The 22,101-nt window shown below is 62.0% G+C and carries 24 protein-coding genes; 11 read left to right on the top strand and 13 right to left on the bottom strand.

Annotated features, from left to right (window positions below):
• The 5 genes from AC07OP_RS11430 to AC07OP_RS11410 form a co-directional block, all read right to left on the bottom strand.
• The coding region (locus AC07OP_RS11430) for a helix-turn-helix domain-containing protein (RefSeq protein WP_495100899.1) at positions 1-356 on the bottom strand (356 nt) is incomplete at its 3' end.
• Between the two features lie 131 nt (positions 357-487).
• The gene (gene trmB, locus AC07OP_RS11425; RefSeq protein WP_027606098.1) at positions 488-1,213 is read right to left on the bottom strand and encodes a tRNA (guanosine(46)-N7)-methyltransferase TrmB; all 726 of its coding nucleotides are present in this window, start codon (positions 1,211-1,213) and stop codon (positions 488-490) included.
• A 9-nt stretch (positions 1,214-1,222) separates the two neighbouring features.
• Positions 1,223-2,017 (bottom strand): thiazole synthase, encoded by a 795-nt coding sequence (locus AC07OP_RS11420; protein ID WP_027606099.1) that lies wholly within the window; start codon positions 2,015-2,017, stop codon positions 1,223-1,225.
• A 60-nt stretch (positions 2,018-2,077) separates the two neighbouring features.
• On the bottom strand, positions 2,078-2,278 hold the full coding sequence (thiS, locus tag AC07OP_RS11415; protein ID WP_049711100.1) for a sulfur carrier protein ThiS: 201 nt from the start codon (positions 2,276-2,278) through the stop codon (positions 2,078-2,080).
• A 71-nt stretch (positions 2,279-2,349) separates the two neighbouring features.
• Positions 2,350-2,730, bottom strand: a complete 381-nt coding sequence (locus AC07OP_RS11410; RefSeq protein WP_065938111.1) for a DUF423 domain-containing protein — start codon at positions 2,728-2,730, stop codon at positions 2,350-2,352.
• A gap of 74 nt (positions 2,731-2,804) precedes the next feature.
• Between AC07OP_RS11410 and mtgA the strand changes: the two genes are divergently transcribed.
• Entirely contained in the window at positions 2,805-3,527 is a 723-nt protein-coding gene (gene mtgA, locus AC07OP_RS11405) for a monofunctional biosynthetic peptidoglycan transglycosylase (protein ID WP_141156228.1), read from the top strand.
• A gap of 40 nt (positions 3,528-3,567) precedes the next feature.
• Here the strand turns inward: mtgA and rpoH are convergent, their stop codons facing one another.
• From rpoH to ftsY, 4 genes are all read right to left on the bottom strand, one after another.
• On the bottom strand, positions 3,568-4,422 hold the full coding sequence (gene rpoH / locus AC07OP_RS11400; protein ID WP_003176698.1) for an RNA polymerase sigma factor RpoH: 855 nt from the start codon (positions 4,420-4,422) through the stop codon (positions 3,568-3,570).
• A gap of 129 nt (positions 4,423-4,551) precedes the next feature.
• A complete protein-coding gene (gene ftsX / locus AC07OP_RS11395) occupies positions 4,552-5,574 on the bottom strand; it encodes a permease-like cell division protein FtsX (RefSeq protein ID WP_115485571.1) in 1,023 nt (340 codons plus the stop codon).
• On the bottom strand, positions 5,571-6,242 hold the full coding sequence (ftsE, locus tag AC07OP_RS11390) for a cell division ATP-binding protein FtsE (protein ID WP_003213784.1): 672 nt from the start codon (positions 6,240-6,242) through the stop codon (positions 5,571-5,573). Before ftsE ends, ftsX begins: the two co-directional genes overlap by 4 nt.
• Positions 6,239-7,612 carry a signal recognition particle-docking protein FtsY gene (gene ftsY, locus AC07OP_RS11385; protein ID WP_495100898.1) on the bottom strand — a complete coding sequence of 458 codons (1,374 nt, stop codon included), beginning with the start codon at positions 7,610-7,612 and terminating at the stop codon, positions 6,239-6,241. The genes ftsE and ftsY overlap by 4 nt, the downstream gene beginning before the upstream one ends.
• 232 nt (positions 7,613-7,844) lie before the next feature.
• On the opposite strand from ftsY, the gene AC07OP_RS11380 reads away from it, so the two are divergent.
• The 4 genes from AC07OP_RS11380 to AC07OP_RS11365 all read left to right on the top strand — a co-directional run bounded on the left by AC07OP_RS11380 (position 7,845) and on the right by AC07OP_RS11365 (position 12,357).
• On the top strand, positions 7,845-9,200 hold the full coding sequence (locus AC07OP_RS11380; RefSeq protein ID WP_027606105.1) for a M16 family metallopeptidase: 1,356 nt from the start codon (positions 7,845-7,847) through the stop codon (positions 9,198-9,200).
• Positions 9,193-10,683, top strand: a complete 1,491-nt coding sequence (locus AC07OP_RS11375) for a M16 family metallopeptidase (RefSeq protein WP_495100897.1) — start codon at positions 9,193-9,195, stop codon at positions 10,681-10,683. The genes AC07OP_RS11380 and AC07OP_RS11375 overlap by 8 nt, the downstream gene beginning before the upstream one ends.
• Positions 10,683-11,300: a 16S rRNA (guanine(966)-N(2))-methyltransferase RsmD gene (rsmD, locus tag AC07OP_RS11370; protein WP_027606107.1), complete on the top strand. Its 618-nt coding sequence runs from the start codon at positions 10,683-10,685 to the stop codon at positions 11,298-11,300. Before AC07OP_RS11375 ends, rsmD begins: the two co-directional genes overlap by 1 nt.
• Positions 11,301-11,361: 61 nt before the next feature.
• Positions 11,362-12,357 carry a hydrolase gene (locus AC07OP_RS11365; RefSeq protein WP_495100896.1) on the top strand — a complete coding sequence of 332 codons (996 nt, stop codon included), beginning with the start codon at positions 11,362-11,364 and terminating at the stop codon, positions 12,355-12,357.
• Positions 12,358-12,414: 57 nt separating this feature from the next.
• Here the strand turns inward: AC07OP_RS11365 and AC07OP_RS11360 are convergent, their stop codons facing one another.
• Positions 12,415-13,269: a sulfurtransferase gene (locus tag AC07OP_RS11360; RefSeq protein ID WP_495100895.1), complete on the bottom strand. Its 855-nt coding sequence runs from the start codon at positions 13,267-13,269 to the stop codon at positions 12,415-12,417.
• Between the two features lie 33 nt (positions 13,270-13,302).
• Positions 13,303-13,974 (bottom strand): TetR/AcrR family transcriptional regulator, encoded by a 672-nt coding sequence (locus AC07OP_RS11355; RefSeq protein WP_115485567.1) that lies wholly within the window; start codon positions 13,972-13,974, stop codon positions 13,303-13,305.
• Positions 13,975-14,120: 146 nt separating this feature from the next.
• Between AC07OP_RS11355 and AC07OP_RS11350 the strand changes: the two genes are divergently transcribed.
• The 5 genes from AC07OP_RS11350 (at position 14,121) to AC07OP_RS11330 (ending at position 18,819) form a co-directional block, all read left to right on the top strand.
• Positions 14,121-15,548, top strand: coding sequence for a coniferyl aldehyde dehydrogenase (locus tag AC07OP_RS11350; RefSeq protein WP_495100894.1), 1,428 nt, complete (start codon positions 14,121-14,123; stop codon positions 15,546-15,548).
• Between the two features lie 28 nt (positions 15,549-15,576).
• Positions 15,577-16,122, top strand: a complete 546-nt coding sequence (locus AC07OP_RS11345; RefSeq protein ID WP_495100893.1) for a twin-arginine translocation pathway signal protein — start codon at positions 15,577-15,579, stop codon at positions 16,120-16,122.
• A 37-nt stretch (positions 16,123-16,159) separates the two neighbouring features.
• Positions 16,160-17,755: a GMC family oxidoreductase gene (locus AC07OP_RS11340; RefSeq protein WP_065938102.1), complete on the top strand. Its 1,596-nt coding sequence runs from the start codon at positions 16,160-16,162 to the stop codon at positions 17,753-17,755.
• Positions 17,756-17,869: 114 nt separating this feature from the next.
• Positions 17,870-18,349 (top strand): pantetheine-phosphate adenylyltransferase, encoded by a 480-nt coding sequence (gene coaD, locus AC07OP_RS11335; RefSeq protein ID WP_003176711.1) that lies wholly within the window; start codon positions 17,870-17,872, stop codon positions 18,347-18,349.
• A gap of 218 nt (positions 18,350-18,567) precedes the next feature.
• Complete coding sequence (locus AC07OP_RS11330; protein WP_003195146.1) at positions 18,568-18,819, top strand: YfhL family 4Fe-4S dicluster ferredoxin; 252 nt, start codon at positions 18,568-18,570, stop codon at positions 18,817-18,819.
• A gap of 71 nt (positions 18,820-18,890) precedes the next feature.
• Here AC07OP_RS11330 and mutM read toward each other — a convergent pair whose 3' ends face one another.
• The gene (mutM, locus tag AC07OP_RS11325; RefSeq protein ID WP_098480778.1) at positions 18,891-19,703 is read right to left on the bottom strand and encodes a bifunctional DNA-formamidopyrimidine glycosylase/DNA-(apurinic or apyrimidinic site) lyase; all 813 of its coding nucleotides are present in this window, start codon (positions 19,701-19,703) and stop codon (positions 18,891-18,893) included.
• Positions 19,704-19,724: 21 nt separating this feature from the next.
• Positions 19,725-20,537 (bottom strand): HDOD domain-containing protein, encoded by an 813-nt coding sequence (locus tag AC07OP_RS11320; protein WP_495100903.1) that lies wholly within the window; start codon positions 20,535-20,537, stop codon positions 19,725-19,727.
• A gap of 187 nt (positions 20,538-20,724) precedes the next feature.
• On the opposite strand from AC07OP_RS11320, the gene AC07OP_RS11315 reads away from it, so the two are divergent.
• Positions 20,725-21,921 carry a class I SAM-dependent rRNA methyltransferase gene (locus AC07OP_RS11315; protein WP_015373227.1) on the top strand — a complete coding sequence of 399 codons (1,197 nt, stop codon included), beginning with the start codon at positions 20,725-20,727 and terminating at the stop codon, positions 21,919-21,921.
• Positions 21,922-22,101: the final 180 nt, after the last annotated feature.

Genomic DNA, 22,101 nt, shown 5'->3' with positions numbered 1-22,101 from the left:
AGCCCAAGTCGGTCAAGCCATTGACCGGCCGTACTTGGAGAGGGCCAGGTGACGGAGGGATCTTCCAGCCGTAATAGTTCGAGAAGCTTTTTCGGCCCCCATTTATCGTGAGCCTCCTTCATCGCTACTACACGGGCCAAAATCTCGTCGTCGGTTTTGTTTGGGCTGTTGTGAGGTCGCCGGGACAGTTCGGATAAAGACCTCAAATCGCCGTCGTGCCGGGCAATCCACTTATCGACGGTAGGTCGGCTAACGTCAAAGCGGCGTGCCAACTGGCTTTTAGTGAAGTTGCCAGAAAGCCAATCAGCTACCAGCTTGATTCTTTGATTCATGGGGGACTCTTGGTTCCAGGGCATGATCAGTTACCTCCTGATCATGCGTATTAGCCTGTAAACCATGTCCCCGGTTAGAAATGTAAACGATGTCCCCGGTTTGTACCGGGGCAAGCCCCCTCCCACATTGAATTGCATTTCAAGTCAGTGGCGAGTTACGCCAGCTTCTCGAACTTCAAATCCCACACCCCATGCCCCAAGCGCTCGCCACGCCGCTCGAACTTGGTGATCGGGCGTTCGGCCGGGCGTGGTACGCATTTGCCGTCTTGCGCCAGGTTGCGGTAGCCAGGGGCAACGTCCATGACTTCCAGCATGTATTCGGCATAGGGTTCCCAGTCGGTAGCCATATGCAGGATACCGCCGACTTTCAGCTTGCTGCGCACCAGCTCCGCGAAGGAGGCCTGGACGATGCGGCGCTTGTGGTGACGGCTCTTGTGCCATGGATCGGGGAAGAACAGCATCAGGCGGTCGAGGCTGTTGTCGGCGATGCAGCGGTTGAGCACTTCGATCGCGTCGCAGTCATAGACCCGCAGGTTGGTCAGGCCTTGAGTCAGCACGCCATTCAGCAGCGCACCGACACCTGGGCGGTGGACTTCCACGCCGATGAAATCCTGTTCCGGCGAGGCTGCGGCCATTTCCAGCAGGGAGTGACCCATGCCGAAACCGATTTCCAGGGAACGCGGGGCCGAACGGCCGAACACCTGGTCATAGTCCACCGGCGCATCGGCCAGAGGCAGGACGAACAGCGGCGTACCTTGCTCCAGGCCCTTTTGCTGGCCCTCGGTCATGCGGCCGGCGCGCATCACAAAACTCTTGATGCGGCGGTGCTTGGACTCGTCGCCTTCTTCCACGGTGTTCGGCGTTTCGTTTGATTCAGTCATCAATGGCTCTTACTTGATCAGACCATCCAGCGGCGAAGAGGCGCTGGCGTAGAGTTTTTTTGGCATGCGCCCGGCGAGGTAGGCCAGGCGGCCGGCGACGATGGCGTGTTTCATGGCTTCGGCCATCAGCACCGGTTGCTGGGCGTGGGCGATGGCCGAGTTCATCAGCACCGCATCACAGCCCAGTTCCATGGCGATGGTGGCGTCGGAGGCGGTACCGACACCGGCGTCCACCAAGACCGGGATCTTGGCTTCTTCGAGGATGATCTGCAGGTTGTACGGATTGCAGATACCCAGCCCGGAACCGATCAGGCCGGCCAGCGGCATCACGGCGATACAGCCGATTTCGGCCAGTTGGCGGGCGATGATCGGGTCATCGCTGGTGTAGACCATCACGTCAAAACCTTCCTTGACCAGGGTCTCGGCGGCCTTGAGGGTTTCGATCACGTTGGGGAACAGGGTTTTCTGGTCGGCCAGCACTTCCAGCTTGACCAGGTTGTGTCCGTCGAGCAGTTCACGGGCCAGGCGACAGGTGCGCACGGCCTCGATGGCGTCGTAGCAACCGGCGGTGTTCGGCAGGAAGGTATAGCGATCCGGCGACAGCACGTCGAGCAGGTTCGGCTCGCCCTCGATCTGGCCGAGGTTGGTGCGGCGCACGGCGAAGGTCACGATCTCGGCGCCCGAGGCTTCGATGGCCTGGCGGGTTTCTTCCATGTCGCGGTACTTGCCGGTGCCGACCAGCAGACGGGACTGGTAGGTACGACCGGCCAGGACGAAGGGCTTGTCGCTACGAACGATGCTCATGGGAAATCCTCGAAATGGGGTGAGGTTCTGCAGAATCCGGGGCTACATAAAAGCGCGGGACTAGCCGCCGCCGATGGCGTGGACCACCTCGACCTGGTCACCCTCGGTGAGCGTGGTCTCGGCGTGCTGGCTACGCGGGACGATATCCAGGTTGAGTTCCACTGCGACGCGACGCCCGGTCAGGTCCAGGCGGGTCAGCAGGGCCGCAACGGTTTCACCGTCGGGCAGTTCAAGGGATTCGCCGTTCAACTGAATGCGCATGCCACGGGCCGCCATCGTTTTTAGGGGCCAGCATTCTAGCTCGATTGGCACCTGAAGGTCAGCTCCAAGCGTCAAGCGGTCAGTTGCATGCGCCAGGCAGCCAGGCCCAGGAAGAACCAACCCAGCAGGAACGCCAACCCGCCGAAGGGGGTGATGATGCCGAGTTTGCTGATCCCCGTGGTGGTCAGCACGTACAGGCTGCCGGAGAACAGCAGGATACCGACGACAAAGGACACGCCCGCCCACGTCACCAGGCGCCCCGGAATATGCGCCAGCAGCAGCGCCACGCCGAACAGCGCCAGGGTGTGCACCAACTGATAGGTCACGCCAGTGTGAAAGATCGCCAGGTACTCCGCGCTCAGGCGGCTCTTCAGGCCATGGGCGGCGAACGCACCGAGGGCGACACCGGTGAAGCCGAAAAAGGCAGCCAGCATCAGAAAGCTACGCAGCATGAGGAACTCCAGTCAGACTCATTGAACAGGGTCTGTATAATGGCCCGCTCAACGGGTTCGGCCAAGCCATCTCTATGCTGCGTGTCCTCTTCAAACGCCTTCTCAACGTCGTGAAATGGTTTGCCATCGGCAGTGTTCTGCTGGTGCTGCTGTTCCGTGTCGTCCCGCCGCCCTTCACCGCGCTGATGGTGGAGCGCAAGGTCGAATCCTGGTTCGACGGCGAACCCATTGACCTGCAACGCACCTGGGTGCCGTGGGACGAGATCTCCGACGACCTGAAAGTGGCGGTGATGGCCGGTGAAGACCAGCGCTTCCCGCAGCATTGGGGCTTTGATTTCGGCGCCATCCAGGCGGCGCTCCTGCACAACGAGCGCGGCGGTTCGATCCGGGGCGCGAGCACGCTGAGCCAGCAGGTGTCGAAAAACCTGTTCCTGTGGGCGGGTCGCAGTTATTTGCGCAAAGGCCTGGAGGCCTGGTTTACCGGGCTGATCGAGGTGTTGTGGCCCAAGCAGCGGATTCTTGAGGTGTACCTCAACAGCGTGGAATGGGATGAAGGCGTGTTTGGCGCGGAAGCGGCGGCGCGACATCACTTTGGGGTGAGTGCCAAGGGACTGTCCCGGCAGCAGGCCAGCTACCTGGCGGCGGTGTTGCCTAATCCACGGGTATGGAGTGCCAGCCATCCGACCGCGTATGTGGCGCGGCGGGCAGCCTGGATTCGCCAGCAGATGAGCCAGCTGGGCGGAGAGGGTTACCTGGTGGAACTGAACAATTCCCGCAAAGCACCTTGGTCCGACTGATACAAACAAATGTGGGAGGGGCTTATCCCCTCCCACATGTTCAGGCGGCGATCGACAACTTCAGCTTGTTCATCGCGCTTTTCTCAAGCTGACGAATGCGCTCGGCCGACACGTTGTACTTCTGCGCCAGGTCGTGCAGCGTGGCTTTTTCTTCCGCCAGCCAGCGCTGGTAGAGGATGTCACGGCTGCGGTCGTCCAGCACTTCCAGCGCTTCGTGCAGGTTGTGGTTGGAGTTGTCGCTCCAGTCGGCGTCTTCCAGTTGACGCGCCGGGTCGTACCGGTGGTCTTCCAGGTAGTTGGCCGGCGATTGGAAAGCACTGTCGTCGTCCGCTTCGGCGGCCGGGTCGAAGGCCATGTCATGGCCGGTCAGGCGGCTTTCCATCTCGCGCACTTCACGGGGCTCCACGCCGAGGCTTTCGGCCACGCGGTGGACTTCCTCGTTGTTCAGCCACGCCAGGCGTTTTTTCTGGCTGCGCAGGTTGAAGAACAGCTTGCGTTGGGCCTTGGTGGTCGCGACTTTCACGATGCGCCAGTTGCGCAGGATGAACTCGTGGATTTCCGCCTTGATCCAGTGCACGGCAAACGACACCAGGCGCACGCCCATCTCAGGGTTGAAGCGCTTTACAGCCTTCATCAGGCCGACGTTGCCTTCCTGGATCAGGTCAGCCTGGGCCAGGCCGTAGCCGCTATAGCTACGGGCGATATGTACGACAAAACGCAGGTGGGCGAGCACCATCTGCCGAGCCGCCCCCAAATCCTGCTCATAGTAGAGACTCTCGGCCAGTTCACGCTCCTGCTCGGGCGTCAGCAATGGAATGCTGTTGACCGTGTGCACATAGGCTTCCAGGTTCGCACCCGGGACCAAGGCATAAGCAGGTTGCAAAGAAGTGGTCATACGAAAAAACCTCCGACTCACATAACTCGTGCAGTTCAGCACTGCGAAAATTGACCGGGAACCGTAGGACAAGTTCCCTAAACCACTGATACGGTCAATACAAACGAAACCACATTACCCTGACATTAACTACTTCGGTGCCAGCTCGCGTAAATGCCGTGCGACCGCAATCCAGGCACCGATATAACCCAACAATACCGCGCCAAGCAAGAGCGACAGACCATCGGCAACCGGCACCCCGGCCAGGGCAAAATCGCTGCCGTACAAGCCGGCAAGCCCGACAACCGCGTCGTTCAGCCAGTTCAGGCCGAATGCCAGCACGCCCCAGGACAAAATCCCCGCACCCAGGCCATAAAGCGCGCCCATGTACAGAAAAGGCCGACGCACATAGCTGTCCGTGCCGCCGACCAGTTTAATCACTTCTATCTCGGTGCGACGGTTTTCAATATGAAGACGAATGGTATTACCTATCACCAAAAGTAATGCAGACACCAACAGCACCGTCAGGCCGAACACAAAGCGGTCGCCCAGCTTGAGGATCGCCGCCAGGCGCTCCACCCAGACTAGATCAAGTTGCGCCTGTTGCACCTTCGGCATCTCTGCGAGTTTTTGTCGCAGGGCTTCAAGGCCCGTCTTGTCGACTTCATTCGGCGTCACCAGCACCACGCCCGGCAACGGGTTCTGCGGCAGCTCTTTCAACGCCTCGCCCAGGCCGGACTGCTGCTGGAACTCCTCGAGGGCCTGGTCGCGACTGACGTACTCGGCGTCCGCGACGCCCGGCATGTTCTTGATATCGTCCCGTAGCGCTTCGCCTTCCTTGGTGCTGGCATCGAGGTTCAGGTACAGGGAAATCTGTGCCGCACGCTGCCAGGAACCGCCCAGGCGTTCGACATTATTAAGCAGCAGCGACAAGCCCATCGGCAGGCTCAGGGCCACGGCCATCACCAGGCAGGTAAAAAAGCTGCCGATCGGCTGCTTGCCCAGGCGACGCAGGCTGTCCAGCAGGCTGGCGCGATGGCTTTCGATCCAGGCGCGCAGCAGGGTGCTGAAGTCGGGGCCATCGTCATCGTCGTGTTTTTTCTTTTTCGGTTGCGGATCGGCCGGTTTCGGCGCCACGCGCTCGGAAACCTTGGGGCTACGTGTTGCACTCATACGCCAGCCTCCCCGTCACCGATCAGGCGACCGCGTTGCAGGGTCAGCATGCGATGGCGCATGCGGGCAATCAGCGCCAGGTCATGGCTGGCGATCAGTACGCTGGTGCCCAGACGGTTGATATCCTCGAATACGCCCATGATCTCGGCCGCCAGGCGCGGGTCGAGGTTACCGGTGGGTTCGTCCGCCAGCAGCAAGGCCGGGCGGTGGACGATGGCGCGGGCAATGCCGACGCGCTGTTGCTGGCCGGTGGACAGGTCGCCGGGGTAGAGGTCGGTCTTGTCCGACAGCGCCACGCGCTCCAGGGCCGAATCCACGCGCTTGACGATTTCGGCCTTGGACAGCCCAAGAATCTGCAACGGCAGGGCAATGTTGTTGAACACCGTGCGATCGAACAGCAACTGGTGGTTCTGGAACACCACGCCGATCTGGCGGCGCAGGAACGGGATCTGCGCATTGCTGATGGTAGCCAGGTCCTGGCCCGCCAACAGCAACTTGCCCGTGGTCGGGCGTTCCATGGCCAGCAGCAAGCGCAACAGCGTACTTTTGCCGGCCCCCGAGTGACCGGTGACAAACAAGAACTCGCCGCGGCGCACTCGAAAGCTCAGCTCATGCAAGCCCACATGCCCGTTGGCATAGCGTTTACCGACCTGTTCGAATCGAATCATGAACGCTCCCGCTCGGCAAACAGTGCCTGGACAAAGGGTTCGGCTTCAAAGGTGCGCAGGTCGTCGATGCCTTCACCGACGCCGATATAACGAATCGGCAACCCAAACTGCTTGGCCAGGGCGAAGATCACGCCACCTTTTGCCGTGCCGTCGAGCTTAGTCAAGGCCAGGCCGGTCAGCTGGACCGTCTGGTTGAATTGCTTGGCCTGGCTGATGGCGTTCTGCCCGGTACCGGCGTCGAGCACCAGCAGCACTTCGTGCGGGGCGTCTGCATCGAGCTTGCCGATCACGCGGCGGACTTTCTTCAGCTCTTCCATCAGGTTGTCTTTGGTGTGCAGGCGACCGGCGGTATCCGCGATCAGCACGTCGATGTTACGAGCCTTGGCGGCTTGCACGGCGTCGAAGATCACCGAGGCGGAATCGGCACCGGTGTGCTGGGCGATGACCGGGATCTTGTTGCGCTCCCCCCAGACCTGCAATTGCTCGACGGCAGCGGCGCGGAAGGTGTCGCCGGCGGCGAGCATGACTTTCTTGCCTTCCGACTGCAGCTTCTTGGCCAGTTTGCCGATGGTGGTGGTCTTGCCGGCGCCGTTGACACCCACGACCAGGATCACGAACGGCTTGTTCGGGGTGATCACCAGCGGTGCTTCCACGGGTTTGAGCATCGCAGCCAGCTCGGCCTGCAAGGATTTGTAGAGGGCGTCGGCATCGGTCAACTGCTTGCGTGCGACCTTCTGGGTCAAGCTCTGGATGATCACGGCGGTGGCTTCGACGCCCACGTCGGCGGTCAGCAGGCGGGTTTCGATGTCTTCCAGCAGCTCATCGTCGATGACTTTCTTGCCGAGGAACAGGCTGGCCATGCCTTCGCCGATGCTGGCGCTGGTCTTGCTCAGGCCTTGCTTGAGGCGGGCGAAGAAGCCGGTCTTGCTGGTTTCGGTGGGGGCGACGGGCGCTTCGACGACGGCGGGAGCGGCAACCACCGGCTCGACGAGCGCGGGCACGGGAGCTTCGACAACGACCGGCTGTGGCTCAACGGTCACCGGAATCGGCGGCACCACATGCTCGGCCTGCACATCTTCAACCAGCGCCACAGGCTCTTCGGGCACCGGCAGCTCAGGCCACGGCTTGTGTTCGGGCTCAGGCTCCACCTCGGCCACCGGCTGCAACACCGGCTCAGCCATCGGCAACACCACCGGGGCCGGTGCTTCGGCAACGGACTCGGCTTCTACTATAGGCTCGGGGATCGGCTCAGCTTGAACCTGTGGCTGTTCAGCGACGGTTTCCTGCGGCTTTTTGCGCAGCCATCCGAACAGGCCTTTCTTCTCGCCAGCCGCAGCTGGGGTCTTCTTGTCGTCGTTGGAACCAAACATGGAGACGGCTATCTCAAGGTAGCGACGCGCCAAGGGGCACATCGGTAAATAAAATTCGATGCGTAACAGACTGTTTTTTAGCCAGCTCGTTCATGCGCAACATTTTGTAAGGCCTAAATAGGGCCTTAACAAGACAGCCATAGTGGCCGTCCCTAGGTCGGATCAGTATCCTAGCACCTCCTCGCCCGCCGACGCTAAGACCAAGCGGGCAGCCCAACAGGTTTAAAAACGAATGAATGCTCTAGCCCGCCACGCCGCAGGCCTGCTGTTCAGCACAGTTTGTCTGCCCCTTTCAGCCTTGGCTGCCGACCCACAACCCACCCATGAATTCACCCTGGATAACGGCCTCAAGGTGGTCGTGCGCGAAGACCATCGCGCGCCGGTGGTGGTTTCCCAGGTCTGGTACAAGGTCGGTTCGAGCTACGAAACCCCGGGCCAGACCGGTTTGTCCCACGCCCTGGAGCACATGATGTTCAAGGGCAGCGCCAAGGTCGGCCCCGGCGAAGCCTCGCTGATCCTGCGTGACCTGGGCGCCGAAGAAAACGCCTTCACCAGCGATGACTACACCGCCTACTACCAGGTGCTGGCCCGTGACCGCCTGGGCGTTGCCTTTGAGCTGGAAGCCGACCGCATGGCCAGCCTGCGCCTGCCGGCCGACGAGTTCAGCCGCGAAATCGAGGTGATCAAGGAAGAACGCCGCCTGCGCACCGACGACAACCCGATGTCCAAGGCCTTCGAGCGCTTCAAGGCGATGGCCTTCCCGGCCAGCGGCTATCACACCCCGACCATCGGCTGGATGGCCGACCTCGACCGCATGAAGGTCGAGGAACTGCGCCACTGGTACCAGTCCTGGTATGTACCGAACAACGCCACGTTGGTGGTGGTCGGCGACGTCACCCCGGACGAGGTAAAAAACCTGGCCCAGCGCTACTTCGGCCCGATCCCCAAGCGTGACGTACCGCCCGCCAAGGTTCCGATGGAGCTGGCCGAGCCCGGCGAGCGCCTGCTGACCATGCATGTGCAGACCCAATTGCCGAGCGTGATCCTGGGCTTCAACGTACCTGGCCTGGCCACCGCCGAAGACAAGCGTTCGGTCCAGGCCCTGCGCCTGATCTCGGCCCTGCTGGACGGCGGCTACAGTGCACGGATCTCCGAGCAACTGGAGCGTGGCGAAGAGCTGGTATCCGCCGCGTCCACCAACTACGACGCCTACACCCGGGGCGACAGCCTGTTCACCCTCTCGGCCACCCCGAACCAGCAGAAGAAAAAGACCGTTGCCCAAGCCGAAGCCGGCCTGTGGCGCCTGCTGGAAGAGCTGAAGGCCAAGCCACCGACCGCCGAAGAACTGGAACGCATCCGTGCCCAGGTCATCGCCGGCCTGGTGTACCAACGCGATTCCATCACCAGCCAGGCCACGGCCATTGGCTCCCTGGAAACCGTGGGCCTGTCCTGGAAACTCATGGACACCGAACTGGCCGACCTGCAAAGCGTGACCCCGGAAGATATCCAGAAGGCCGCGCGCACCTATTTCACCCGCGAACGTCTGAGCGTCGCCCATGTTTTGCCTGAGGAGACCGCTCATGAGTGATCGCAAAAGCAGCCGCCTGATCCTGCCGGGCCTGATCGTCGTCACGTTGATCGCGGCGAGCGCCGTGTACTTCCTGCGCCCGAGTGACTCCGTCGCCAGCCAGGCATTGGACAAGGCTCAATCGACCAACAAACTGCAATCCCTGGCGGAACTGGACGGCAAGGCGCCGACCAACCGCAAGCTCGACGTGCAAACCTGGACCACCGCCGAAGGCGCCAAGGTGCTGTTCGTCGAAGCCCATGAGTTGCCGATGTTCGACATGCGCATCCTGTTCGCCGCCGGCAGCAGCCAGGACGGCAACGTGCCGGGCCTGGCGCTGATGACCAACGCCATGCTCAACGAAGGTGTACCGGGCAAGGATGTGAGCCAGATTGCCAGTGGTTTTGAAGGCCTGGGCGCCGACTTTGGCAATGGCGCTTATCGCGATATGGCGCTGGTGTCCCTGCGCAGCCTCAGCGACAGCGCTAAACGCGACGCCGCCCTGGCGCTGTTTGACGAGGTGATCGGCAAGCCGACCTTCCCCGCCGACTCCCTGGCGCGGATCAAGAACCAGATCCTCGCCGGCTTTGAATACCAGAAGCAGAACCCCGGCAAGCTGGCGAGCCTGGAGCTGTTCAAGCGCCTGTACGGCGATCACCCCTACGCTCACCCGAGCGAAGGCACGCCGGAAAGCGTTCCGAAGATTACCCTCGCGCAGCTGCAGGCGTTCCACGCCAAGGCTTATGCGGCGGGTAATGCGGTGATTGCCGTGGTCGGCGACTTGACCCGCGCCGAAGCCGAAGCGATGACCGCCAAAGTGTCGGCCGCGCTGCCCAAGGGCCCGGCCATGGCGAAGATCGCCCAGCCGACCGAGCCCAAGGCCGGCCTGAGCCATATCGAGTTCCCGTCCAAACAGACTCACCTGCTGTTCGCCCAATTGGGCATCGACCGCGCCGACCCGGACTACGCCGCCCTGTCCCTGGGCAACCAGATTCTCGGCGGCGGTGGCTTCGGCACCCGCTTGATGAGCGAAGTGCGCGAGAAACGTGGCCTGACCTATGGGGTGTATTCCGGTTTCTCGCCGATGCAAGTGCGTGGCCCGTTCATGATCAACCTGCAGACCCGCGCCGAAATGAGCGGCGGCACCCTGCGCCTGGTCGAAGACGTGCTCGCCGACTACCTCAAGACCGGCCCGACGCAAAAGGAACTGGATGACGCCAAGCGCGAGCTGGCCGGCAGCTTCCCGCTGTCCACCGCAAGCAACGCCGATATCGTCGGACAGCTGGGCGCCATGGGTTTCTACAACCTGCCGCTGAGCTATCTGGAAGATTTCATGAAACAATCCCAGGCCCTGACCGTAGAGCAGGTCAAGGCGGCCTTGAACAAACACTTGAGCGCCGACAAGATGGTCATCGTGACCGCCGGCCCAACGACTGCGCAAAAGCCACTACCGCCCCCCACTGATAAACCTGCCGAGCAGCCGCTCGGGGTTCCGGAGCATTAATGGCCAGTTCATCTCGCCCGAAAAAACCTGTCCACAACGTGCATAACGGTGTGGGCCAACTGCGCATCATTGGCGGCGAATGGGGCAGCCGCAAGCTGAGCTTCCCCGACGTCGTGGGCCTGCGCCCGACGCCGGACCGCGTACGTGAAACCCTGTTCAACTGGCTGGCGCCGTACATCGCCGGCGCCAAGGTGCTGGACCCGTTCGCCGGCAGTGGCGCGCTGTTCCTGGAGGCGCTGTCCCGTGGCGCAGCCCAGGCCCAGGCGCTGGATGCCAGCAATGTCGCGGTGTCCAGCCTCAAGGAACACCTGGGCACCCTGCGCTGCACCAATGGCCAGGTGCAGACCGCCGACGCCCTGCGCTACCTGGAAACCCAGGCGCCCAGTGCCTACGACGTGGTGTTCCTCGACCCACCGTTCAACCAGAACCTGTTGCCGACCGTGTGCGCCTTGCTCGAAGAGCGCCAATGGCTGGCACCGGATGCGTGGATCTACACTGAAAGCGAGACCGCGCCGTCTACCCTGGGCTTGCCGGGCGCCTGGCGCCTGCACCGGGAGCAGAAATCCGGTCGTGTGTATTACGCGCTGTGGCATCGATTGGTCGAAAGCGTCGCTTAAAATCTGTGGTGAGCAAGCCTGCTCACCACAGACAGTGAGTCAGCTCAAAACTGAGAGTGTCATGACACCGTCCTCCGACCAGTTCATCCCCGCCTTCGGCCTCGGCAACCCTCACCTGCAAACCCTGTGGGGGCCGCTGTGGCGGCCGACTACCCATATCGAACGCCAACGCGAACGCCTGTGGCTGGAAGACGGCGACTTTCTCGACCTCGACTGGCATGGCCCCCATGACGCGCAGGCGCCGTTGGTGCTGGTGCTGCACGGGCTGACCGGCTCATCCAATTCCCCCTATGTGGCCGGCCTGCAAAAAGTCCTCGGCGCCCAAGGCTGGGCCAGTGCGGCCTTGAACTGGCGCGGCTGCTCGGGCGAGCCCAACCTGCTGGCGCGCAGCTATCACTCAGGCGCCAGCGAAGACCTCGCCGCCGCGATTGCGCACCTGCGCGCCAAACGGCCGCTGGCGCCGCTGTATGCGGTGGGTTATTCGCTGGGTGGCAATGTGCTGCTTAAGCACCTGGGGGAAACCGGCGAGGCATCCGGGCTGCAAGGCGCGGCGGCGGTGTCGGTGCCGTTTCGCCTGGACCAGTGTGCGGACCGCATCGGGATAGGTTTCTCGCGGGTTTACCAAAAGCACTTCATGGGTGAAATGCTCGCGTATATCCGCGTCAAACAACGTCGTTTTTTGCAGGATGGCCGTGCGGACGGGCTGAAAACCCTGGAAGCGCTTGGCTCGCTGGAGAAGATGCGCACCTTCTGGGACTTCGACGGCCGGGTTACCGCGCCGCTGCATGGGTTCTTGAGTGCCGAGGACTATTACCGTCGCGCGTCGAGTCGCTACTACCTGGGCGCGATCCGCACGCCGACGCTGATTATCCAGGCGGCCGACGACCCGTTCGTATTCGCCCACAGCTTGCCCGAGGCCAGAGAACTGTCGGCGTGCACCGAGTTTGAGCTGACGGCCAAGGGCGGGCACGTGGGCTTCGTCGATGGCTCGCTGAAACGGCCCGGCTACTACCTGGAGCGGCGCATCCCACAATGGTTATTGGCACGACACGGTTAAACACCTGGGAGGGGCAAGCCCCTCCCACATTTGGACTGGGCTTACCGGGCCGGGAACTCAGTCACCCGTAGCGATTTTCCGCGTCGGATCGGTAATCCACTCGCTCCACGACCCCGCATACAACTTGCCCAACGGGTAACCCGCCAGGCTCAGGGCGAACAGGTTGTGGCAGGCCGTCACGCCCGAACCGCAATACGCCACCAGTTCCTCCGGCGAGCGCCCCTGCAACTGCGCGGCGAAGCGCTGCTTGAGTTGCTCGGCCGGGAGGAAACGCCCGTCACTGCCCAGGTTTTCGTTGAACGCCGCACATTGCGCACCGGGGATATGCCCGGCAATCGGATCAATGGGCTCAACTTCACCGCGAAAGCGCGGTTGGGCGCGGGCATCGATCAGGGTCAGGCCGGGTTGGCCCAGGCGTTTTTGCAGGTGTTCGGCATCCAGCAGCAGGTGATTGTCCGGCGCGCCATCGAAAGTCCCACGCTCGGTTACCGGCGCGTCCAGGCTCAACGGGAAACCCGCGGCATGCCAGGCCTTGAGGCCGCCGTCCAGGATAAACACACCGTCACGCTTGCCCAGCCAGGCCAGCAGCCACCAGGCACGAGCTGCATAGGCGCCAGGGCCGTCGTCATACAGCACGATATCGGTGTCAGCATGGATACCCCAGGCTCGCAATTGCTCGGCGAAGGTGGCCGCCGCCGGCAACGGGTGACGCCCGGTCACACCTTTGATCACCGACCCGCTGAGATGGCGCTCCAGGTCGGCATATTGCGCACCCTCGATATGCCCTTCGGCGTAGCTGCAACGCCCGTAATCCGGGTCTTCCAGGGCAAAACGGCAATCCAGGATCACCAGCCCCGCCGACGTCTGGCGCTCGGCCAATTGCTGGGGGCTGATCAGTTGGGCAAGCGGCATGACGGACTCCTGTGAACAGATTAGGGAAAGGTCCTACTTCACTTCTTCCAGTGCCTGGTTCAACGGCACGTAAAACTCTTTGAACAGTGCATCCACCGCTTCTTTTGCCTGGGGCGTGACAAAGCCCGCCTCCAACACCAGCACCTGATACACCCCGCGCTTGATGGCTTCGGCGCTCAGGTGGGCGGAGTTTTCATTGGTGGTGCACAGGAAACGCACCCAGGAGGTGAGGATGATCCAGGCATTGAGGGTCAGGGCTTCGGTTTGCACCGGGTCCATGTTCAGGATGCCCGCATCGACAAACCCCTGGTAGATGGCGCCGCCCTGGATCAGGCAACGCTGGGAAAAACGCCGATAGCCGGTGGCCAGCTCCGGGTCGCTCTCCAGCAGGTGTTCAAGGTCGCGGTGCAGAAAACGGTAGCGCCACATGCCGGCCAGTACGGCCTGGAGATAAAAGCGCTTGTCCTCCACGACCATTGCACGCCCCTGGGGCGGACGCAGGAAACTGTCCACCAACGCTTCATATTCGCGAAACAGCACGGAGATGATCGCTTGCTTGTTGGGGAAGTGGTAGTACAGGTTGCCCGGCGAAATTTCCATATGGGCGGCGATATGGTTGGTGCTGATACTGCGCTCGCCCTGCTGGTTAAAAAGCTCCAGGCTGGTTTGCACAATACGCTCGCTGGTCTTTACTCGTGGTGCCATAGGGGAATCAGCTTCTGTACACGTGATAGGGCATCTTACGGCCTATCCTTGCCAGGATAAATCTGCATGTTGCTGCAATGTCATTTGACAATTTAGAGCAATGACTCTAAAAATCCACGCAGACCAATAACAATCGGTGCTGCGCCATGTCTGCCAACGTTGCCTACCTGCAAGATGCCCAGGCGCTGGATCAACTCCAGGACCTGTTCGACGCCCAACGCCGCGCCTACGCCGCCCACCCGATGCCGCCAGCTGCACAGCGCCAACAGTGGCTGAAGGCCTTGCGGGATGTGCTCAGTGACGAGCGCCAGGCACTGATCCATGCGATCAGCCAGGATTTCAGCCAGCGCAGCGCCGACGAAACCCTGTTCGCCGAACTGATGCCCAGCCTGCATGGCATTCACTACGCCAGCAAACACCTAAAAGGCTGGATGAAACCTTCCCGCCGCGCTGTAGGCCTGGCCTTCCAACCTGCGTCAGCCAAAGTCATTTACCAACCCCTGGGCGTGGTCGGCGTGATCGTGCCGTGGAACTACCCGCTGTACCTGACCATCGGCCCACTGGTCGGTGCGTTGGCCGCAGGCAACCGGGTGATGCTCAAGCTCAGCGAATCCACGCCCGCTACCGGCGAACTGCTCAAGGCGTTACTGGCGAGGGTTTTCCCCGAGGACCTGGTGTGCGTGGTGCTCGGCGAGGCCGAGGTGGGCATGGCGTTTTCCAAGCTGCGCTTCGATCACCTGCTGTTTACCGGCGCGACCAGTATCGGCAAGCACGTGATGCGCGCCGCCGCCGAACACCTCACGCCGGTCACCCTGGAACTGGGCGGCAAGTCGCCGGCCATTGTCTCCGCCGACGTACCGCTCAAGGACGCTGCCGAACGCATCGCCTTCGGTAAAGCCTTGAACGCCGGGCAAACCTGCGTGGCCCCGGACTACGTGCTGGTGCCGGAGGACCGCGTGGAGGGTTTCGTCGAGGCCTACAGCAAGGCGGTTCGCGGGTTTTATCCGACGCTGGCCGACAACCCGGACTACACCGCCATCATCAATGAGCGTCAATTGGCCCGGCTCAATGCCTACCTCAAGGATGCCACCGACAAGGGCGCCACCCTGATCCCGCTGTACGACCAGGGCCAGGCACGACGCATGGCCCATAGCCTGCTGCTGAATGTCAGCGATGACATGACCGTGATGCAGGACGAAATCTTCGGCCCGGTGCTGCCGATCGTGCCTTATCGCGGCATCGACCAAGCCTTTGCCTACATCAACCAGCGCCCTCGCCCGCTGGCCCTGTATTACTTCGGCTACAACAAGCGCGAGCAGGACCGGGTCCTCCACGAGACCCATTCCGGCGGTGTCTGCCTGAACGACACCCTCCTGCACGTGGCCCAGGACGACATGCCCTTTGGCGGCATCGGCCCCTCGGGCATGGGCCACTACCACGGCCATGAAGGGTTCCTGACGTTCAGCAAGGCCAAGGGTGTGCTGGTGAAACAGCGCCTGAACGCGGCGAAATTGATCTACCCGCCCTACGGCAAATCGATCCAGAAACTGATCCAGAAGCTGTTTGTCCGCTGACACCGCCACCCACGGGATAACAATAACAATGAACCCTAGCCTCACGGATTCACCAGCGCTGTCGCGGCGCGGCGTCTTGAAAATCGGTCTGTGCGCCGGCGCCTTCCTGGCCACGGCCGGGCTGGGCGCCAGCCTCAGCGGCTGCTCCAGCAGCACCCCGGCCAGCGGCTTTGCCATGTTGCGCAGCAGTGACCTGCCGTTTCTGCGCGCGGTGATCCCGGTGCTGCTCGAAGGCGTGGCCAGCGCCCAGGATGTGGTCGCCGGGATTGAAGACACGTTGAAAAAACTCGACTACAGCCTGCAACACCTGTCGCCGGAGATGTTCAAGCTCACCCAACAGTTGTTCGATGTGCTCGGCATGGGTATTACACGCGGCCCGTTGACCGGCATCTGGGGCAGCTGGGAAAACGCCAGCGCGGAGCAGATCCGCAACTTCCTGCACCGCTGGGAAAACAGCGACCTGAACCTGCTGCGCATGGGCCAGGGCTCGCTGCTCAAGCTGGTGATCATGGCCTGGTACTTCCGGCCCTCCGCCTGGGCGCATTGCGGCTACCCCGGCCCGCCGAAGATCTGATTCGCATCCCTCACAATAAAAACAAGAGACGACCCTGATGCCCGTACCCGATCTGTTCCGCGACGGCCTGGCCCGCGGCTGGAAAACCCACAATGGCGCCGCCCTCGACAGCGACCTGACCCTGGAAGCCGACGTGGCCATCATCGGCAGCGGTGCCGGTGGCGGCACCACTGCCGAGATCCTCAGCGCCGCCGGCTACAAAGTGCTGCTGATCGAAGAAGGCCCGCTCAAGACCAGCAGCGACTTCAAGCTGCTGGAGGATGAGGCCTACGCCAGCCTGTATCAGGAAGGTATCGGCCGCATGAGCAAGGACGGCGCGATCACCATCCTGCAAGGCCGCGCGGTGGGCGGTACCACGCTGATCAACTGGACCTCCAGCTTCCGCACCCCGGACGCCACCCTCAGCCATTGGGCCAGCGAGTACGCGGTAAAAGGCCACAGCAGTGCAGAGATGGCACCGTGGTTCGAAAAGATGGAGCAGCGCCTGGGCATCGCGCCGTGGGCCATCCCCCCGAATGCCAACAATGATGTGATCCGCAAAGGCTGCGAAAAGCTCGGCTACAGCTGGCATGTGATCCCGCGCAACGTCCGTGGCTGCTTCAACCTGGGTTATTGCGGCATGGGCTGCCCGGTCAACGCCAAGCAGTCGATGCTGGTGACCACCATCCCGTCCACCCTGGAAAAAGGCGGCGAGCTGCTGTACCTGGCCCGCGCCGAGCAGCTCAAATACAGCGGCGACACCATCAGCAGCCTGGAATGCGTAGCGATGGACGCGCGCTGCGTGGCGCCTACCGGGCGCAAGATCACAGTGAAGGCCAAGCATTACGTGCTGTCGGGCGGCGGCATCAATAGCCCGGCGCTGCTGATGCGCTCGGATGCGCCCGACCCGCACTCGCGGCTGGGCAAGCGGACCTTTTTGCACTTGGTGAACTTCTCCGCCGCATTGTTCGACGAGGTGATAAACCCGTTCTACGGCGCGCCGCAGTCGATCTACTCCGACCATTTCCAGTGGCAGGACGGCACCACCGGCAAAATGTCCTACAAGCTTGAGGCGCCGCCCTTGCATCCAGCATTGGCCAGCACCTTGTTCGGCGGCTATGGCACGCAGAACGCCCTGGACATGGGCCAATTGCCGCATACCCACGCCATGCTCGCGCTGTTGCGTGACGGCTTTCACCCCGATAGCCAGGGCGGCAGCGTGGACTTACGCGGTGACGGTACGCCGGTGCTCGACTATCAGGTTTCGCCCTACGCCTGGGACGGCCTGCGCCGGGCCTTCCACAGCATGGCCGAAATCCAGTTCGCGGCGGGCGCCAAGTCGGTCAAGCCCATGCACCATGACGCACGGTTCGTGAACACCTTGGCCGAGGCACGCAGCGTCATTGAGGGTTTGAATCTGGAATTGCACCGGACAACCCTGGGCAGCGCCCATGTGATGGGCGGCTGTGCCATGGGCGAAGATCCCAAAAATGCGGTGGCTGACAGCCTCGGTCGCCATCACCAATTGCGCAACCTGTCGATCCACGACGGTTCGCTATTCCCCACCAGTATTGGGGCCAACCCGCAATTATCGGTGTACGGATTAACCGCTCAACTGGCGACAGCCTTGGCCGAACGTCTGAAAACAGCGTGAAAAAACACGCTATTCACGGTGTCTATACGGCTTTCTTATGCATAAGTTGACTTGGCCGACCGGGATGGCTGCGATACCATCCGGTTCCCCAACGGACTCCGCCAGGACGACGCGATGAACCGAGTGTTGTACCCAGGTACCTTCGACCCGATTACCAAAGGCCATGGCGATCTGGTCGAACGCGCCTCTCGTTTGTTCGACCATGTGATCATCGCAGTCGCGGCCAGCCCCAAGAAAAACCCGCTGTTTCCCCTGGAACAGCGCGTGGAGCTGGCGCGTGAGGTCACCAAGCACCTGCCTAACGTGGAAGTGGTGGGCTTTTCCACGTTGCTCGCGCATTTCGCCAAAGAGCAGAACGCCAATGTATTCCTGCGTGGCCTGCGCGCGGTGTCGGACTTCGAATACGAATTCCAGCTGGCCAACATGAACCGCCAACTGGCGCCGGACGTGGAAAGCCTGTTCCTCACGCCGTCGGAGCGTTATTCGTTCATTTCCTCGACGTTGGTGCGTGAAATTGCCGCTTTGGGCGGGGATATCACCAAGTTCGTGCATCCGGCCGTGGCTGATGCGCTGACGCTGCGATTCAAGAAGTAATGTGGTGAGCGGGCTTGCCCCGCGTTGGGCTGCGTAGCAGCCCTAATAAAGACTCGCGTCGCCTCAGGTGAATAACCGGTCGTCTGGTTTTGGGGCCGCTTCGCTGCCCAACGCGGGGCAAGCCCGCTCACCACAGCTCGCACTGCGGGCGCCAATGCGGCACAATTGCGCGCATTAGTTTTCAGATGCCTTGGCTGACAGCCCTGGCAGGAGTTTCCATGTCCCTGATCATCACCGACGATTGCATCAATTGCGACGTCTGCGAACCCGAGTGCCCGAACGCCGCCATCTCCCAGGGCGAAGAGATCTACGTGATCGACCCCAACCTGTGCACCCAGTGCGTCGGTCACTACGACGAGCCGCAGTGCCAGCAGGTGTGCCCGGTGGATTGCATTCCGCTGGATGAAGCCCATCCGGAGACGGAAGAACAGTTGATGGAGAAGTACCGGAAGATTACCGGTAAGGCTTGAGCTTCTTTAGTGCCTGGAAAGACCTCATCGGGGGCTTGCCCCCGATAGCGATATCAACCACTACACAGCAATCAGCTCTGGCACCTGGGGCAAAACACACTCGCCCGCTGCCCCAGCACCATATTGCGCAGCTCAGTCCCGCAGACCTTGCACGCCTCGCCACCGCGGCCGTAGACGAACAACTCCTGCTGGAAATACCCCGGCTGCCCATCGCCACCGATAAAGTCCCGCAACGTGGTGCCGCCACGCTCGATTGCCGCCGCCAGAATGCGCTTGATCTCGATCGCCAGCTTCAAATAACGCCCGCGTGAAATGCCGCCGGCCGCGCGACGCGGATCAATCCCCGCCGCAAACAACGCCTCAGTCGCATAGATATTGCCCACGCCCACCACCACCGCGTTGTCCATGATGAATGGCTTCACCGCCATCGACTTGCCGCGGGACAGCTGGAACAACCGCTCACCGTCAAACAGCTCGGTCAACGGCTCCGGCCCCAGGCGAATAAGCAGTTCATGGTTGTGCGGGTCCTGGCTCCAGAGCATCGCGCCGAAACGCCGAGGGTCGGTGTAGCGCAGGGCCAGGCCCGACTCCAGCTCGATGTCCACATGTTCATGCTTGGCCGCCGGCATGCCGACTTCGACCAGGCGCAAGTTGCCCGACATGCCCAGGTGGCTGATCAAGGTGCCCACTTCGGCATTGATCAACAGGTACTTGGCCCGCCGCTCCACCAACACGATGCGCTGGCCGGACAGGCGCACATCCAGATCTTCCGGGATCGGCCAGCGCAGGCGCCGCTCACGCACCACCACGCGGCTGACCCGCTGGCCTTCCAAGTGCGGCGCAATCCCACGCCGGGTGGTTTCGACTTCTGGTAACTCGGGCATGTGTACCTCGTGAAGGGGGAATCAGTGCGCGCCCAGTTCGCGGATCGACAACTTCATGCTTTCGAAGTCGTAGTCCGACAGGCCCACGTAGTCCAGCACCAAGTGGCCGATGGCATTCCACTCATGGTCCACCGACTGGTTGCCCAGCACGCGATAGGACGAGCAGATGTGCTCGGCCATCTTCAGGATCGCCAGCAGGTTTTTCAGCTGCGGATTGCGCGACGTCTCATCGCTGAAGATCGCCAGGGCATTGTGGTGGTTGGCGATGGCGTCGGTCACATGCTCCGGCAGGCGCCAGGATTTGGCGGTGTAGTAGCCGACCACCGCATGGTTGGTGTTGAACGCATTGTTTTCGGTGTCGACCACGCGGCAGTCGGGGCCGGCGTTGGCGTAGGCCTCTTCGAGCACCGTCATGTAGTTGGGGAAACGCTTGAGCATCAGCGGCACGCCGCAGTCGTGGAACAGCCCCAGGGCATAGGCCTCGTCCAACGCCTGGGCGCCGGTGCGCTTGGCCAGGGTGAGGCAGGTCATGGCCACGTCCTGGGCGGTGTCCCAGAAGCGGTTGAGGGTGACGATGGTGTCGTCGCTCATCTCGCCCCTGATCGACAGGGCGTTGATCAGGTTGATGATCGAGCGGCTGCCCAGCAGGTTCACCGCGCGCTGGATCGAGGCGATCTTGTTGCTCAGGCCGTAATAGGACGAGTTGACGATCTTCAGCAGCGCGCCGGACAGGCCCGGGTCCTGGGAGATCAACCGCGCGATCACTTCCAGGTCCGGGTCGGGCATGTACTGCTCCATCTGCAAATCCACCATGATTTGCGGCTGGGGCGGCACGCTGATGCCTTGGAGGGCCTGCTGGATCTGTTCGGCGGAAAGCTCTTGGGGCATAAGTACACACTCTGGGCTAGGTGGGGATTCTAACCCTTATCAACCCTCGGCTGACACCTCCCCGCACATCCGGCAGCCCGGCCATTTCCTACATAACAAGGTATACTCCCGCTCTTTTTTCCGGAGCGACGTCATGTCCCTGCCAAGCCTGCGTCTCAAAGCCAACGCCGACCGTCGTTTGCGCAACGGCCACCTGTGGGTCTACAGCAACGAAATCGACGTGGCCGCCACCCCTCTGCACGGCTTCCAGGCGGGCGACCAGGCCATCCTGGAAGCGGCCGGCGGCAAGACCCTGGGCATCGTGGCCATGAGCCCGAACAACCTGATCTGCGCACGCCTGCTGTCGCGCGATATCAAGTTGCCGCTGGACAAGTCGCTGCTGGTGCACCGCCTGAACGTCGCCCTGTCCCTGCGCGATCGCCTGTTCGACAAGCCGTTCTACCGCCTGGTCTACGGCGATTCCGACCTGTTGCCGGGCCTGGTGGTCGACCGTTTCGGCGACATCCTGGTGGTGCAGATCGCTTCGGCGACCATGGAAGCCCATAAAGACGACGTGATCGCCGCCCTGACCCAAGTGCTCAAGCCGAGCGGCATCCTGTTCAAGAACGACTCCGCCGCGCGCGACGCCGAAGGCCTCAACCGCTACGTCGAAACCGTGTTCGGCCTGGTGCCGGAGTGGGTCGCGCTGGAAGAAAACGGCGTGAAATTCGAAGCCCCGGTGATCCAGGGCCAGAAAACCGGCTGGTTCTACGACCACCGCATGAACCGCGCACGCCTGGCCCCGTACGCCAAAGGCAAGCGCGTGCTCGACCTGTACAGCTACATCGGCGGCTGGGGCGTGCAGGCTGCGGCCTTCGGCGCCAGTGAAGTGTTCTGCGTCGACGCCTCGGCCTTCGCCCTCGATGGCGTGGAGCGCAACGCCGCGCTGAATGGCGTTGCCGAGAAGATGACCTGCATCGAAGGCGACGTCTTCGAAGCCCTCAAGGAATTGAAAGCCAGCGAAGAGCGCTTCGACGTGATCGTCGCCGACCCACCGGCCTTCATCAAACGCAAGAAAGACATGAAGAACGGCGAAGGCGCCTACCGCCGCCTGAACGAGCAAGCCATGCGCCTGCTCAGCAAAGACGGCATCCTGGTCAGCGCCTCGTGCTCCATGCATCTGCCGGAAGATGACCTGCAGAACATCCTGCTGACCAGCGCCCGCCATCTGGACCGCAATATCCAGATGCTGGAACGTGGCGGGCAGGGCCCGGATCATCCGGTGCATCCGGCGATTGTCGAGACGCGGTATATCAAGAGCATTACGTGCCGGTTGTTGCCCAATAGCTAAGACGTGAACCCTCTGTAGGAGCGAGCTTGCTCGCGAAAAACGCATATACAACGCGGGCTACCTGATAGCGCTGCGTTATCGTTGACGTTCTTCGCGAGCAAGCTCGCTCCTACATTGCTACGGGAAGCCTCCCACAGTAGTTTTGATTGAATTCCACTTTTCGCAGACTAGTATCGGTTT

Source organism: Pseudomonas sp. GW821-FHT09D08, assembly GCF_059416305.1.
The sequence above is the reverse complement of the archived record's forward strand: the minus strand, read 5'-3'. Positions and strand labels throughout refer to the sequence as shown.